Consider the following 14,776-nt stretch of genomic DNA (forward strand, 5'->3'; position numbering starts at 1 on the left):
GCCCCGCCGGGCGAGTGACCTGGCGGGGCGCCGTGCTGCCGGAGTGAGGCTTTCATGCGAGATTGACCGAGTGGTCACCGACTGGTAACACGTTGTGGCGACCCTGGTGTCACGCACGGGGCTCTTCGAGTCACCGGCGCTGCCCGCACCACGCGCGTCATCACGTACCGCCCCGCACCTTCCTACTCTCAGCTCTCAGCCGCATATGAGGGGGACGCCATGCCGTCCGAGTCCGTGCACATCCGTCCGGCCGTGGCGCTGCGCGCCGTGGAGTCCTTTCTGCTGCGCGGCGGGCAGCAGACAGCCCGCCGTAACGCCTGGGCAGCCGTCGTCGAGGACCGCCGCAGGGCCCGGGACCGGCGGGAGGCGCAGCACGAGATGGACGCCCTTGTGAGCGCCGCACGGGGAAGCGCCCTCAACGACTGAGCGGGCACCCCCCTCGCGTATCCTGAGCGGCATGGCGAGGAAGGAAACACCCGAGAACCCCGAGAATTCTGGACGACTGAAGCAGATCGTCCAGACCTACAAGATGACCAGGCAGGCCGACCCCAAGGTCGGGCTTGTCGTTGCGGCTGTGGGAATCGTCACCTTCGGTGTCATCCTCGCCCTCGGCTTCTTGATCGGTCACCCCATCTACGCAGGCATCCTTGGCTTCCTGCTGGCCTTCCTCGCGATGGCGGTCATCTTCGGCCGCCGGGCCGAGAAGGCCGCGTTCGGGCAGCTCGAAGGCAAGCCGGGCGCCGCCGCGGCCGTTCTGCAGAATGTCGGACGCGGCTGGACCGTCACCCCGGCCGTCGCGATGAACAAGAGCCAGGACGTGGTGCACCGCGCCGTCGGCAAGGCCGGTGTCGTCCTGATCGGTGAAGGCAACCCGAACCGCGTGAAGGGCCTGCTGGCCGCCGAGAAGAAGAAGGTCAACCGGGTCGTCTTCGACGTGCCGGTGCACGACTTCATCGTCGGCAACGGCCCGGACGAGCTGTCGCTGAAGAAGGTGCGCACCACGCTGCTGAAGCTGCCGCGCGTGCTGTCCGGCCCGAAGACGACCGAGGTGAACGACCGGCTGCGGGCGCTCGGGGATCTGATGAGCAACATGCCGATCCCGAAGGGCCCGATGCCCAAGGGGATGCGGATGCCGAAGGGCCGCTAGGCGGTCGGGGCACGGAGGTCGTTGTACGAAGGGGGTCCGGGGACAGCGTCCCCGGACCCCCTTTTTCTGTGTCCTCTTCCGTGCCTTCTTCTGTGCCTTCTTCCGTGTCTTCTTCTGCGTCCCGGCTGGGTCAGATCCGTACCTGTACGGACTTGGCGGCCTTGTCGTGCAGGCCGCGGGTGTCGCGGTCCCAGATGACGGCGGGGACGACGAGCAGCAGCAGCGCCGTACGGATGACGACGGCGACGGCTCCCAGACGGCCGCCGTCGAGGCGTACGACGCGCAGGCCCATCAGCCGCTTGCCCAAGGTGGTGCCGACGGTCAGCAGCAGGACGACGCTGACCACGCCGAAGACGACGAGTGTCCAGGTATTGGACTTGCCGGCGTCACGGTGCGCGATCAGGCCGTATGCGATCAGCAGGCAGAGGAACCAGTCGATGAAGAGCGCCACGACGCGGCGCCCCACCGGCGCGATGGAACCCGGCCCGTTCTCCGGCAGTCCGAGGCGCTGCCCGCGGTAGCCGAACTCCACGCCCATCTGCTCGGCGGCGGCACCCGGGCCCGACAGCCACGATCCGATTGCATCCCTGTTGTCCACCCGACCACGGTAACCCGGCGCCGTCCGCGGCCCTACAGCGCGGTCGCGGACGGGGCCTTCCGGACGCCCACCCGTACGGCGCTGCCCGGGTGCCGCCCCGGCGTCGCGGTTAACGCCTCGGAAACAAATGGGTCATGCTGGAGAAATCCCTGATCCCTATGGTCGGGGCAGTGTGCGCCACCGCACTGGCGCGCCTCGAGTTGTCAACCCGACCCGTGGGGCCGGGCCTAGGAGGAGTGGGATGTTCCAGAACGCCGACGACGTCAACCGGTTCATTACGGACGAGGACGTCAAGTTCGTCGACGTCCGGTTCTGTGACCTGCCCGGCGTCATGCAGCACTTCACGGTCCCGGTCTCGACGTTCGACCCGACCGATGAGCTTGCTTTCGACGGCTCGTCGATCCGCGGCTTCCAGGCCATCCACGAGTCGGACATGGCGCTGCGCGCCGACCTCTCGACGGCCCGCGTGGACCCGTTCCGCCGGGACAAGACGCTCAACATCAACTTCTTCATCCACGACCCGATCACCGGCGAGGCGTACAGCCGTGACCCGCGGAACGTGGCGAAGAAGGCCGAGGCGTACCTCGCCTCCACCGGCGTCGCCGACACCGCGTACTTCGGCCCCGAGGCCGAGTTCTACGTCTTCGACAGCGTCCGCTTCCAGACGTCGGCGAACGAGTCCTTCTACCACATCGACTCCGAGGCCGCGGCCTGGAACACCGGTGCGGTCGAGGACAACCGCGGCTACAAGGTCCGTTACAAGGGCGGCTACTTCCCGGCCCCGCCGGTCGACCACTTCGCCGACCTGCGCGCCGAGATCTCCCTCCAGTTGGAGGCCTCCGGCCTCCAGGTCGAGCGCCAGCACCACGAGGTGGGCACCGCGGGCCAGGCGGAGATCAACTACAAGTTCAACACGCTGCTCGCCGCGGCCGACGACCTGATGCTCTTCAAGTACATCGTGAAGAACGTCGCGTGGCGCAACAACAAGACCGCGACCTTCATGCCCAAGCCGATCTTCGGTGACAACGGCTCCGGCATGCACGTCCACCAGTCGCTGTGGCAGGGCGGCACGCCGCTCTTCTACGACGAGCAGGGTTACGCGGGCCTGTCCGACATCGCCCGCTACTACATCGGCGGCATCCTCAAGCACGCGCCGTCGCTGCTCGCCTTCACCAACCCGACGGTGAACTCGTACCACCGCCTGGTCCCCGGCTTCGAGGCGCCGGTCAACCTGGTCTACTCGCAGCGCAACCGGTCCGCCGCGATGCGCATCCCGATCACGGGTTCCAACCCGAAGGCCAAGCGCGTCGAGTTCCGCGCCCCGGACCCGTCCTCGAACCCGTACCTCGCCTTCTCCGCCCTCCTCCTCGCGGGCCTCGACGGCGTCAAGAACAAGATCGAGCCCGCCGAGCCGATCGACAAGGACCTCTACGAGCTCGCCCCCGAGGAGCACGCGGGCGTCCCCCAGGTCCCCACCTCCCTCCCCGCCGTCCTCGACGCCCTCGAGGCCGACAACGAGTACCTCCAGGCCGGCGGCGTCTTCACCTCCGACCTGATCGACACCTGGATCGACTACAAGCGCACCGCCGAAATCGCCCCGATCCAGCTCCGCCCGCACCCCCACGAGTTCGAGCTGTACTTCGACATCTAAAACGGGGGTGCCGCCCAGCTGCGGCGATCACCGATAGATGCCCGCTGAGCTGCGAAAACAGCTCTCAGCATCTCTCGCTGATCCTCACCCGTCCTCGTCCTCATGTGGACCAGATGTGGACCAGAGCCCAAATCGACTGATAGTTCGTCAGCTGACAGGCCCTCATAGGAGCCCCGCCACGCTCCCTCACGGAGCGTGACGGGGCTCCCGTGTGTCGCCCAACTGAGCGACCGCCGCCGATCACCCCCGACACTCTCGCCGGTCCCCTCGCGACGGCGGGACGAACCGGTCCGGTTGGTGGGCATATGCGCTGGCGTCCGGTTCACCCCCGCGCCTGCGGGACGGACCGGGCCTGGAAGACCCCCGAGGACACCGACCGCGGTTCACCCCCGCGCCTGCGGGACGGACTCCATCAGTTGCCGCCACGCACCCCCAGCGTCGGTTCACCCCCGCGCCTGCGGGACGGACCGTGAGGGCCTGACGGGTCATCGCCTGGGTGGCGGTTCACCCCCGCGCCTGCGGGACGGACCACCCGCACTGAGGCCAAGGCCGCATGGCTGGCGGTTCACCCCCGCGCCTGCGGGACGGACCCGGCGGATCCTGGCCGCAAGTGGTGGGGCTGCGGTTCACCCCCGCGTCTGCGGGACGGACTGATGGAGCGCGCGGCGGAGGTTCGGCGGGGTCGGTTCACCCCCGCGCCTGCGGGACGGACGTAGATCTCGCGGTAGATCCAGACGCGCCCGTCGGTTCACCCCCGCGCCTGCGGGACGGACGCGCTGCCGCCGACTGTCATGCCCGCCCCAGTCGGTTCACCCCCGCGCCTGCGGGACGGACGCGTCGACTACGGCCTCAACCTGGCCGCGTCCCGGTTCACCCCCGCGCCTGCGGGACGGACCTGGTTGTCCCGCACCCCCTCTACCGGCGCTACGGTTCACCCCCGCGCCTGCGGGACGGACTCGTAGTAGGAGAACCACTCGCCACCCGTCAACGGTTCACCCCCGCGCCTGCGGGACGGACTACCGGGCCATCGGCGAACTCCTCGGCATCCACGGTTCACCCCCGCGCCTGCGGGACGGACTTCTTGATCTGGTCGGGCTTGAGGCGGTAGATCGGTTCACCCCCGCGCCTGCGGGACGGACCCGGAGGTGTCAGTTGGCCGTCCAGCCCCAGGCGGTTCACCCCCGCGCCTGCGGGACGGACGTGTCGACGCCGGGGTGGAGGTTGCCAACAGCCGGTTCACCCCCGCGCCTGCGGGACGGACGGGCGGCTTCTGGGAGCCAGCTGGGAGTGGATCGGTTCACCCCCGCGCCTGCGGGACGGACCACCCTAGATCGCCCTCTCGTTGGATTCCGTGCGGTTCACCCCCGCGCCTGCGGGACGGACGTTCCGCCGTCGGTGATGCGTGCGGCCTCGGCCGGTTCACCCCCGCGCCTGCGGGACGGACCAGAAGGGCTGACCGATGGGTCGCCGACTCAGCGGTTCACCCCCGCGCCTGCGGGACGGACGCCTTCAGGGTGGCCTCACCGCCAGCGACGGGCGGTTCACCCCCGCGCCTGCGGGACGGACCTGCTCCTCGGCAGCGGCTCGACCTGGACCACGGGTTCACCCCCGCGCCTGCGGGACGGACGCAGCGGTCGCCTCGGCCATCAGCTCGGCGTGCGGTTCACCCCCGCGCCTGCGGGACGGACTCCGGAGAGTTGGTCGATCTTGATGCCGGTGGCGGTTCACCCCCGCGCCTGCGGGACGGACCACATCGACCCCCGCCACCCCGGCGCCCAGGACGGTTCACCCCCGCGCCTGCGGGACGGACGGCCCGTCGATCCGCAGTCAGATCGAGGGGCATGGTTCACCCCCGCGCCTGCGGGACGGACACTTCGCGACCTGCGGCTTAGCGGGGGCTTTGCAGTTTGTTTGCCTCTGCCCTTGGATCGACATGCGCGGTCATGCGCATCAGGGTGAGGCCGTCGAAGTCTTCGGGGACGCGGCGGCGGGTGCCGGCGGTGCGGATCTCGTAGCCCTGTTCGGTGGGGGCGGGGTGGACGAGGACTGCGGCACCGTCAGAGACGACTTCGGCGACGGATTTCCAGAGTTCGTCGCGGACGCGGGCGGAGACGGTGCCGACGAAGATGCCGGGGACGACTTCGATGGTCCATCGGCTGAGTGCTCCGCGCAGGTGGTCGGGGACCGCCGTGGTGGCGATGACGAGCATGGAGGGCATGTCAGTCCGTCTCGCGGGCGTAGTTGAGACCGGCGGGGAGGACGCCCGCGTGGGGGTCCCAGAGGTGGACCATGTCTACGTCGAGACGTTCAGACTCGTCGTCTTCGGCGACGCTTCCGGGAGCGAGGAGTTTCTGCACGTCCTGGACGATGCGGGGAAGCAGGCGGAGGAGTCTGAGTTCGTCGCGGAATTTGCGGCGTGCTTCCTGTTCCGGGTTGGTGGACTGGTGCAGGGAGAACGCGACGGGAAGCGTCGTCCGGGCTTTGTAGAGGTCGGCGATGTCGTAGACGAAGGCGTGTTGGGTGCCCGCGTGGACGAAGCCGAGTGCCGGGGAGCAGCCGAGGGCGAGCAGGGCGGCGTGGACGATGCCGTACAGGCAGGCGTTGGCGGCGGACAGCGCGAGGTTGACGGGGTCTTGCTGGTGCCACTGGTCGGGATGGTAGTCGCGGCGGAAGCGACCGATGCCGTGCTGTTGGGCGAGGATGCGGTAGAGGCCCTTCATGCGGTGGCCCTCCATGCCGCGGAGCTGCGCGAGCGTGACGCTGTCGGGAACGTCGTCGTCGAAGCGCATGCGGTACATCCGGATGGCTACGGCCAGGCGTTGTTCGGTGTCGGCCCAGGCCGCGGCTTGCTGTTCGAGCCAGTGGGTGGTGAGGGAGTCCGGGAGGATCCCCGCGTAGGCGCGTACGCCACCGTCCCCGGTACAGACGACGCTGGTGCCGTGCCGGGCGAGTGTGGCCATGGCGCGGGTGGTGACGGAGACGCCGGGGCCGAGCAGCAGGCAGGAGATCGCGGCGGTGGGGATGTAGACGGTGTCGATGCGGTCGTTGCCCGTTTGGATCTGGGCGCAGACGCCGGTGTCGTCCTGCACGAGCCGGACTCTGTCGAGGTAGAGGAAGGACAGCGAGTCCGCGACGCGCGGAAGCATGGCGAGCGTGGGCGCGGCCAGGCGTCGGCGTGCGTCGCTGCTTTTTCCGGGGGCGCTCATGCCGCGGTGGCAGGGGCGAGGCTGAGCAGACCGGCGCCGTAGGGCTTGCCGCGCCCGATACCCGTCAGGAGCGCGGTGACCAGCGCGTCGGGGTCGGTGACGGTGGCGGTTCCGTCGAAGCGGATGAGGCTGTGCTCTACGGACTCGGCGGCTCGGGGGCGGGAGCGTGCGGGGCTTTGCGGGGTGGCGACGGTGGTGTGCAGGTGGAGACCGGCTTCCCCGGCGCGGCGGGTCCACCACTGGTCGGCGTCCGCTCCGAACAGGGGGACGATCCTCCCGCGCTTCCTGTTGGTGCCCAGAGGGAGGCGTTCGGTCTTGGTGGGGCTGACGGTGATGCGGTAGCGGACGGCGCGTTGCTTGCCGAGCGCGGTGAACATCGGTGTGAGGTCTCTGGTCTCGGCGCGGCCGTATCCGGCGGGGAGCCTGCCGGGGTCCAGGGGGATGGTGGCCTGGACGAGGAGGGTGCTGGCGTCTTCGCCGTGGTCGACGCGGTAGAGGATGCCGGTGTCGCGCCGTGGGGTGTCGCCGAGATGGTCGGGGAGCATCCGCATGAGGGTCTTGTGCATCTCGGCGGCGTAGAGCAGGTCGCGCTGGACATCACGGTTGTGCGGGTTCAAGCGGATGCGGGCCAGGGTGGCGCGGGGGCTCATGCCTCCTCCTTGGCGTAGTCGATGAGCTGTTGGTGGAGTTCTTGCTGGCGCGTACGGGGCCGGTCGGGCAGGTGCTCGGTGGTGCGGTGGACGGTGCGTGTGCCGTGGCTGCGGCCGTGCGGGGCGAAGCTGCTCGGTACGTCGTAGGCCGTGGCGGTGGTGGCGCCGTCGGGCAGCGGTCCGCGGTGGTAGGTCTCCCAGACGAAGTCCACCAGGGGCTCGTTCGGGGATACGTCGGGGCGGTCCTCGGTGTTGCGGGGACTGAGCGGGACATGTCCCAGCAGTTCCCGTACGGGGTCGTCGGCGTGGGCGCGCAGGAGGAACGGTTCGTCGGGGACGCAGGAGCGGCGGCCGAGGTAGGGGTTCCAGTGCGGGCGGTGCAGGGCTCGCGCGATGCGGGCGGTGTCGGCTTCGGGTCCGGTGACTGCGACGACGAAGACGGCGTCGGCCAGGTAGTAGCGGCGGGTGATAACCGCGTCGCCTTTGCGGGCGCCGCCGCTGGTGGCCGCGGTGCGGTCCTTCGGCTGCCCGCCGCCGACGGTGTGAAAGTCCTCGATCCGCTGCCCGGGGCGGTCGATGCGGACAGTGAATTCCAGGTCGGCGTAGTAGCGGGGGTCCTCGTGACGGCTGCGTCCCTCCGCTGCGGAGAACATGCCGATGAGGCCGGAGCGGGTGGGGAACGCGGCGGTGTCACGTTCTGGGGAGAAGGCCGAGCGTTCCCCCCAGGACTGCAAGGGGCCAGCCAGCCGCAGGATCAGCCCGGTCACTGCTGCGGGCCGCTTTCGGGCAGCGCAGCCTCGACGGCGGCCTTGACCAGGCCGGGGTAGGAGTCGTGCACGGTGCCGAGTCCGTCAAAGGGGTCACGGCTGACGCCCGCATGACCGTGAAAGGGCCGGTCGCGGTCGCCGGTGAGCCGGTTGATGTCCTGCGCGTAGGTGGCCAGCGCCTGACGGGACGGCGTGGAGAAGCCGCCGGAGCGGTCGGCGGCGACGGGAGTCTCGAAGGCCGCGGCCAGCGAGACCGGGCGACGGGTGCGCACGGCGAGGTACGCGAGGTCGGGCAGGGTGTGCGGGGCGGTGCTGTTCTTCTTGGCCTGCGGGAGCGACATCAGGAACTGCTCGGCGAAGGAGGCCAGCACCTCGCGCGCGGTCTTGTGATCACCGTCAAGGTTCTTCAGCAGGTCGGTGATGTTGACGGTGGCGAAGCGGTAGAAGACGCCGGAGCTGAACTCAGCGGTGCTCAGGTGCCCGCTGCCGGTCTCGTCGGCGCTGAGCCAGTCGTCGACGGCGGTGAAGTAGTCCCGCTGCGGCTCGCTGGCGTGCGTGGTGAAGGCGTGGGCGACTTGCGCGGCGCCGTCGACGTTGGCTCCGGGCAGTTCGGCGAGCATGCGCCCCAGGAGGCTGATGGACACCGTCTTCCGCTTGAGGATCTCCTCGATACGGTCGGTGGGCAGCAAGGCCCCCGGCTTGGCCTTGCCGAGCCCCTTCTCCAGCGCCTCGCGGTTCTCGACACATACGGCGGTCAGTTCGTCGATGCCGTTGGAAGGAAGGAACAGCAGGACCGAGGTGTGCCCCTCCTTCTCTGTGCTGAGCGCCTTCTTCGCGCTGGCGCTGGCGGCGACCTGCGCTCCTGCGAACGCGGCCAGGTCCGGCGCCCAACCGGCTTTGACCAGCGCTTCCTTGACCTTGACCGGGACCAGTCGGGTGCGTGCCGCGGTTTCGCCGAGGTCCTCCTCGACTCCGTGACGGATCACGCGCTTCCAGGACTGGCTCGACACCCGGATACGGGAGGCATTGCCGTACTTCACCGTCTTCGGCGAACCAAGATCATCTCGATTGAGGTTGGCCGCCGGGACGGACTGCAGGGCGCTCAGGTCGAGGAACAGGGACATCAGCCGTTCTCCTTCGAGGATTCTTCTTCGCGGTCTTCGAGCGTGCGCACCCGGAAGTAGCTCTCCACCCAGCGGGTCGCGGTCCGGTCCCGGTCGCGGTTCCACCGGCTCAGGTCGTCCAGCAGGACGGCCCAGTCGACGCTGACGCCGCCGTTGAGCAGGCGAGTCGTCAGCGACGGCAGCCTGATCTGGATGGCCTCGCTGCTCTGGCGGGCCATCAGGTGCAGGTCGTCCTCGGCGGTACCGGGCTTGAGGAGTTTCTTGTTGACCGCTTCGGCCATGGACGCGCCGAGGTTGGGCCGCGTCCACCAGTCCGCCGGCGCGGCGGCCGGGCCCGGACTTGCTGAAGCTGACGCGGCCGCATCGGCGTCGCGGGCCCGACGAGGCCTGGCCGCGACGAGGGCGGCCACCGCGTACTGGGCGCGGCGGGTGTCGGAGTACCACTGGTCGGGGTGGTCCTGCCTGGGCAGGCGCGGTACGAGGTAGCGGTGCATACGGGTGCAGCTCTCCACCGGACGCCCGAGCCCGCTGCGCAGATCGGCCTGCGCCTCCTTGCTCTTGGCACACCAGTTGAGGATGTAGGCGATGAACTCGTCGTGCTGGTCCAGGCGCAGTTGTTTCGCGCTCGCGGCGGGCGCGGGGGCAGCGGTCATAGCGGGATCCCTAACGCGAAGGAGATACGGAGGGCGGCTGGGGGACGAGGCTGCGGATCGTCGCCCTGGCCCGGCTGCGCGCACGGGCGCCGGGGACATCGGCGCGCGCCGATCCCATCGCGGCGTCGAGCGCCGTCAGCGCGGCATCCACGAACGGCGGATACGGCGGGCTGTCCAGCCGTTGCGGGGTCGCCAGGTCCCAGAAGGCGCGCTCGGCGACCGGCCAGAAGTGGACCAACGCCTGTCGGGCCCACGGGCCGGGCCGCTTGGAGTCCAGTTTCACCTTCGCCGTCGGATCCTCGCCCGGGTCGGTGGTCAGCTTCCAGGCCAGCCGGGCCGCGTACTCCAAACGGCTGCCGACGTCCTCGGCCGCCCGGTGACAGCGCGCCACATGCAGGGCCATCGCCCCGTCGACATCCTGCTGCCAGCGCAGTACCGGCGGTGTGGTCGCCTCGAACCAGCCGCGGTCCCGCTGCTGCCCGTCCTGGTCGAACCCGTAGGCCCGTACCCGCAAATCCTTCAGCAGCCGGTGCGGCAGATCCTCGAACGCCAACGGCCTGCGCGACTGGGGGTCGTCCTTGAGCAGCAGCGCGTCCACGTCCCGCCATACGGCGCGCCTGCCGTCCGCGGGACGCGCGAACGGCGGCCCGCCGCCGTTCTTCGGCATGTCCAGCACCACATACGGATCGGGCGCAGCATGCGCGGGCTGATGCGTGGACCACGTCACGTACGCGTCCACGACCGACCTGCGGTCCGCGGAAGGCACCAGCAGAACGGCGTGCCGGGCGCGCCCCGTCAGCAGTCGCCCCGGCGAGGAAAGCGGCGGCAACGGGCCCAGCGGTTTGGGGAGTTCGTCGTCCTCCCACGGGCAGCGGTCTTCGACATCGGAATCCGCCGAGTCCCCGGGGACTGGCACCCCCAGCACCAGGCTGGTGTACAAGTCCGGTGCCCACACATGGAACGACACCGTCTTACGCAGCGGACCCGCGTCCCCGCTCCCCGTCCGCACCGACGTGATACGCCGTGGCGTGCACTGGCCGGACGGCCCGTAGTAGACCTGTGCGATCAGATGCCAGGCCGCCTCGGCAGCGCGGACCGGCACAGGAGCGCCATCGGTGAAGTGCCCAAACAACACAGCCCCATTGACCCCGGTCGGCCGCCCGAGCACCAGCTTGTTCACACCCGACGGGTTGGGCTCGCCCGCAGCGTCCCGGCACTCGGTCACAAGCCGCGGATCCTGAAGAAATGGCCGCAGCGGGTCGAAAAGGTCGAAGTGCCCGGCAGGCACCTCGTTGTCGAAGTACGCGTCGACCGCGGCAGGATCGAACCGCGACTGCGTCAGAATGCGATCCCGGACAGCGAACCACTCGTCGATGTCCTCGGCGAGACCTGCGTTGTCCAGCCGCTTGCCGCCGACGCGGGCGATCCGCGCGGCCATCGCCGCCAGGATTCGCAGCAGCCCGGACGCCGCCGGTGGCACCGGCACCTCCACGTCCTCGATCTCGTGGGCCCGGTGGAACAACTCACGCAGCCCCACCGCCCGCGGAACACCGCCGATCCGCACCGGAATCCACGACTCACTCCTCAGATCGAACCCTCCGGCCATCCCTCCCCCTCATCCCTTCAACCAGCCCCGTGTCCAATACCTTTGTGGAGCCCGGCCGCAGCACCGAGCCGTCGCGGTCAGTGAAACAGCCACCACTGACAACTCCCGCCCACATAGAGGCACTTGACTGTGGCAGTTTCAGTCGCGCACCAGAATCGGAAGACAGAACCTGGGCGCAATGGGCGACAGTTGACACTTGTTGACCGCATTCGGTCGCCAGCGGGACCCCGCACCGGCGACCGCCGTCTCAGCGGTAGACGAGTCCGAGGTCCGGGTCGAGCCACATACGCCGTTTACCGACGGCCACTTCTTGTGCCACGCCGTGGTGTACGGGTTGTTCGAGGACGATCAGGTCGCCGAGCATCGGATGGTCCATCCATGCGGGGGGCGGCTGGTGAGCTGACCAATCGTCCCGGAACAGATCGGCGCGGACCGGGATCGTCTTGCCCATCACGGTGCGCACATCAGGGATCGCGATCCGACCGTCCTCGCCGGCCTTTGGCAAGGACAGCTCGCCGTCAACGTCGAGCGTGAGGGTGCCGTCCGGCTGTGCGTAGAGGCACAGCAGCCGTACCGAGTCCGCTCCCAGCCGGGTGGCGGCCTCCCATTCGTCCTCGGTGCCCTGCAGGTGATGCAGGCCGCGCAGTTCGCGCGTTGTGCCTGCTCTGGGGATGACCAGTACATCGCCCACCGCGCGTTGGGCGAGGATCTCACCGGTGTACGCCGACCATGCCGCGGACTTCTCCGGGTTCGTCCAATCGAAACGGTCCGCACGGTTGCCGTGCACGGCTTCGACCAGGTCCTGGACCTCGTCGGGGATCGCGACGATCGGCGAGAGGCGTTCTGACAACGTTCCCGAAGTCTCCATCAGGAGGAATTCCGGATACACCGTCCCCCACTGCCGGGGCACCGCTCCGCCGTTCAGCAGCGGATCGAGCACCACCAGCCGGGCCCCTGTGTCCTGCGCCCACGCGGGCCGCTCACGGCCACCGGGCCGTCCGTGCTTGGCCCACCACGTCTCGTGGCGCCAGCACCGGCCGGCCCGCTGCAACAGGAGAGCCAGCGGCGCCAAGTCGCTGATCACCAGGTCGGCGTCGAGGTCGAGTGACTGCTCGACGACCTGAGTCGCCACGATGATCCGCCGCTCCGGCCGCGGACCAGCGCGCCCCATACCCGCCGTCACCTCCCCCGTTCTCTTCTCCCGCACGTCTCCTGGAAACCGCGCGTGCAGAAGCTGAAGGTCTTCCCCACCATTGCTCTGAAGGCGCTGCCGCAACCAGGTGTACGTGTCCTGGGCGTCGCCCACGGTGTTGCACACCACCAGCACACAGCCCTCGTCAGCGACGACCGGCTCCAAGAGCCGCTCGATGACCGCGAGCCGGTTCCGCCGACCGCCGGAGGTGCCGTGAACGACAGGTTCCACGTCCACCCGCAGGTCCATACGCCGCACAGCCGCCTGCTCATCCCGCTGCGGCTCGGAGATCTCCGTCGGCTTACCGCTCCGGCCGTCCACGAACAGCCATCCCGGATACGGGACGCGGAAGGGCTTCTCCCTGGCCTCCGTCGGGCATCCCGCACCTCGCAGGTACTCCTTGATCAGCCGGTCGCTGACCGACGCGGGCAACGTCGCGGACAACAAGATCACCAGGACGCCGTACGCGCCGAGCCAGTTCAGCAGCCGCCCCAGGAGCACCTGCATGTACGGGTCGTACGCGTGTGCCTCGTCCACGATGAACGTCTTCCCCGACAGCGCCAGCATCCGCAGCGCGTTGTGCCGTACCGGAAGAACCGCCATCAGCGCCTGATCGATCGTGCCCACGGCGAACTGGGCGAGCAACGGGCGCTTCGCACCCCGCAGCCACTGCCTCGGCCGCATCTGCGCCTGATGGCTCTCGGCGCCCTTTCTCGCTTCCTCGCCCTCGCACACCAGCACCCTCGGCCCGTCGGCCAGATCGTCGTCGGCGTACGCGCTACTCAGCCAGGCCATGCTGTGAGTCAGCGTCAGCCCGGCGCCCACCCCGCCCTGCCGGGCCAGAACTGCCGCGACCCTGCTGTGCATCTGATCGCTGGTGGCCATCGTCGGCAGCAGGAAGGCGAAGCCTCGCGTGCCGAAGACCGGGGACATCACCCGCTCGGCTTCCAGCGCCGTCTCGCTCTTACCGTCGCCCGGCGCCGCCGTGACCACCAGGATCCCGGCCCCGTTGGCTCCGTCGGTGCCTGCGGGGAGGGCCGCCGGAAGCTCTTCGGCGATGGAACGCTGCAACGGATTCGGCTCGCCCTTGATGTCGTATGCCTCGCCGAAGCCCTTCCTCTCCAACTCCACCTGCAGCAGGCCCGCTTCCCGCGCCAGTGCCTCGGCATCCGTGCACGACACGGCGAAATGGCGCTCCAGAGAAGCCTCCAACCGGCGCTGCCTGCGCAGGAGGTAGTTCTCCTGGCTGACCAGCCAGTCCGCCAGGATTACCAGACCCGTGACCAGGACCGCCGCAGGCGCCTTGAACTTCTCCGGCGGCCGAGGGGCACCGACAAGCCCGAAAACCGCCGCCGCGTGCGCCAGCCGCTCGCGACCCCATGCCGGGCCGCCCAGCAGATCCTGGTAAGCCGCGTTCTGTACCCGCATCGGGTCCAGCCGGTAGAACCGGCCGTGATGCCCACCGATGGTCTCCGCGATCCGGGCCACAGCCCCGCCCACGGACAGATCGTCGCCGAACCCCAGCGCGGCCAGCACCGCCGCAGCCGCCTCCATCCCCGCCACCTCGTGCGGCAGCACCTCAACGCCGATCTTCCCCTGGTCCCGCAGCAGTTCCCCGCTCAGCCGCTCCCGGCCCCGCGCATCACACAACTGGAACCCCGAGATCTTGCCGATGTCGTGCAGTCCCGCGCATAACCCCACCAGCGCCCGCGCCTCCCCCAGGCCGTCCCCCACCCCGAGCCCCGCCGCGATGCTCCGACGCTGGTTCTCCGACAGGTAGCGATCCCACAGGTACATCGCCATCGCCGCCGCATCCAGCAAATGCCGCACCAACGGATACGGCGGCAACGACGGATCAAGCCCCCGCGACTTCCCCCACAACGACCCGTCCGGCTCCCACACCGACCCTCGCACCATCCCGCCATCCCCTCGCAGGCCCACACCCCAACTCCCCCCGACTGAACCAGACACCACTGACAACGCCCGCCGACCACCGGCGGTACGGTGGCCCCATGACTCCCCGAGCGACCGTCAACCACAAAGCAAAGGGACTGCAAACCCGCTCCTAAGCCGCAGGTCGCGAAGTGTCCGTCCCGCCAGCGCGGGGGTGTTCCGGTGTTGTCCTCCTGCCGCCGCCACGCACGCTGGTCCGTCCCGCCAGCGCGGGGGTGTTCCGTCAGGC

General features: G+C 69.5%; 12 protein-coding genes and 2 CRISPR repeat arrays (1 of these 14 only partly in view). Of the genes, 3 read left to right on the forward strand and 9 right to left on the reverse strand.

The features are described from left to right. Positions 1-219 precede the first annotated feature (219 nt). Complete coding sequence (locus tag ACFY9V_RS06790) at positions 220-426, forward strand: hypothetical protein (RefSeq protein WP_355334353.1); 207 nt, start codon at positions 220-222, stop codon at positions 424-426. Positions 427-457: 31 nt separating this feature from the next. Beyond that, on the forward strand, positions 458-1,147 hold the full coding sequence (locus tag ACFY9V_RS06795; RefSeq protein ID WP_355334356.1) for a DUF4191 domain-containing protein: 690 nt from the start codon (positions 458-460) through the stop codon (positions 1,145-1,147). Between the two features lie 130 nt (positions 1,148-1,277). On the opposite strand, the gene ACFY9V_RS06800 is transcribed toward ACFY9V_RS06795, so the two are convergent. After that, positions 1,278-1,745, reverse strand: a complete 468-nt coding sequence (locus ACFY9V_RS06800) for an RDD family protein (protein ID WP_188283232.1) — start codon at positions 1,743-1,745, stop codon at positions 1,278-1,280. A gap of 241 nt (positions 1,746-1,986) precedes the next feature. Here ACFY9V_RS06800 and glnA point away from each other — a divergent pair, with 241 nt between their 5' ends. Further along, entirely contained in the window at positions 1,987-3,396 is a 1,410-nt protein-coding gene (gene glnA, locus ACFY9V_RS06805) for a type I glutamate--ammonia ligase (protein ID WP_188283233.1), read from the forward strand. 257 nt (positions 3,397-3,653) lie between these two features. Further along, a CRISPR array of direct repeats spans positions 3,654-5,267; the repeat unit is 29 nt; unit sequence CGGTTCACCCCCGCGCCTGCGGGACGGAC. A 17-nt stretch (positions 5,268-5,284) separates the two neighbouring features. On the opposite strand, the gene cas2e is transcribed toward glnA, so the two are convergent. The 8 genes from cas2e to cas3 form a co-directional block, all read right to left on the reverse strand. Beyond that, a complete protein-coding gene (gene cas2e / locus ACFY9V_RS06810) occupies positions 5,285-5,614 on the reverse strand; it encodes a type I-E CRISPR-associated endoribonuclease Cas2e (protein ID WP_391159851.1) in 330 nt (109 codons plus the stop codon). Between the two features lies 1 nt (position 5,615). Beyond that, complete coding sequence (gene cas1e, locus ACFY9V_RS06815; protein ID WP_391160583.1) at positions 5,616-6,542, reverse strand: type I-E CRISPR-associated endonuclease Cas1e; 927 nt, start codon at positions 6,540-6,542, stop codon at positions 5,616-5,618. A gap of 56 nt (positions 6,543-6,598) precedes the next feature. After that, entirely contained in the window at positions 6,599-7,252 is a 654-nt protein-coding gene (cas6e, locus tag ACFY9V_RS06820) for a type I-E CRISPR-associated protein Cas6/Cse3/CasE (RefSeq protein ID WP_391159854.1), read from the reverse strand. Continuing rightward, positions 7,249-8,019: a type I-E CRISPR-associated protein Cas5/CasD gene (cas5e, locus tag ACFY9V_RS06825; RefSeq protein WP_391159856.1), complete on the reverse strand. Its 771-nt coding sequence runs from the start codon at positions 8,017-8,019 to the stop codon at positions 7,249-7,251. Before cas5e ends, cas6e begins: the two co-directional genes overlap by 4 nt. Continuing rightward, a complete protein-coding gene (cas7e, locus tag ACFY9V_RS06830; protein ID WP_391159858.1) occupies positions 8,016-9,143 on the reverse strand; it encodes a type I-E CRISPR-associated protein Cas7/Cse4/CasC in 1,128 nt (375 codons plus the stop codon). The genes cas5e and cas7e overlap by 4 nt, the downstream gene beginning before the upstream one ends. Beyond that, entirely contained in the window at positions 9,143-9,796 is a 654-nt protein-coding gene (gene casB, locus ACFY9V_RS06835; protein ID WP_391159861.1) for a type I-E CRISPR-associated protein Cse2/CasB, read from the reverse strand. Before casB ends, cas7e begins: the two co-directional genes overlap by 1 nt. A 10-nt stretch (positions 9,797-9,806) precedes the next feature. Beyond that, the gene (gene casA, locus ACFY9V_RS06840) at positions 9,807-11,402 is read right to left on the reverse strand and encodes a type I-E CRISPR-associated protein Cse1/CasA (protein WP_391159864.1); all 1,596 of its coding nucleotides are present in this window, start codon (positions 11,400-11,402) and stop codon (positions 9,807-9,809) included. Between the two features lie 247 nt (positions 11,403-11,649). Further along, a complete protein-coding gene (cas3, locus tag ACFY9V_RS06845) occupies positions 11,650-14,496 on the reverse strand; it encodes a CRISPR-associated helicase Cas3' (RefSeq protein ID WP_391159866.1) in 2,847 nt (948 codons plus the stop codon). 184 nt (positions 14,497-14,680) lie between these two features. Then, positions 14,681-14,776: direct repeats of the CRISPR family, unit length 28 nt; unit sequence GTCCGTCCCGCCAGCGCGGGGGTGTTCC; it runs 1,275 nt beyond the window's last position.

The organism is Streptomyces sp. NPDC008317, from assembly GCF_042955955.1.
Taxonomy (GTDB): domain Bacteria; phylum Actinomycetota; class Actinomycetes; order Streptomycetales; family Streptomycetaceae; genus Actinacidiphila.

Excerpts from the sequence above, each read along its gene's own strand:
- cas1e (WP_391160583.1), bottom strand. The coding sequence starts at position 6,542 with ATGCTTCCGCGCGTCGCGGACTCGCTGTCCTTCCTCTACCTCGACAGA.
- ACFY9V_RS06790 (WP_355334353.1), top strand. The coding sequence starts at position 220 with ATGCCGTCCGAGTCCGTGCACATCCGTCCGGCCGTGGCGCTGCGCGCC.
- cas6e (WP_391159854.1), bottom strand. The coding sequence starts at position 7,252 with ATGAGCCCCCGCGCCACCCTGGCCCGCATCCGCTTGAACCCGCACAAC.
- ACFY9V_RS06795 (WP_355334356.1), top strand. The coding sequence starts at position 458 with ATGGCGAGGAAGGAAACACCCGAGAACCCCGAGAATTCTGGACGACTG.
- casB (WP_391159861.1), bottom strand. The coding sequence starts at position 9,796 with ATGACCGCTGCCCCCGCGCCCGCCGCGAGCGCGAAACAACTGCGCCTG.
- cas2e (WP_391159851.1), bottom strand. The coding sequence starts at position 5,614 with ATGCCCTCCATGCTCGTCATCGCCACCACGGCGGTCCCCGACCACCTG.
- casA (WP_391159864.1), bottom strand. The coding sequence starts at position 11,402 with ATGGCCGGAGGGTTCGATCTGAGGAGTGAGTCGTGGATTCCGGTGCGG.
- glnA (WP_188283233.1), top strand. The coding sequence starts at position 1,987 with ATGTTCCAGAACGCCGACGACGTCAACCGGTTCATTACGGACGAGGAC.
- cas7e (WP_391159858.1), bottom strand. The coding sequence starts at position 9,143 with ATGTCCCTGTTCCTCGACCTGAGCGCCCTGCAGTCCGTCCCGGCGGCC.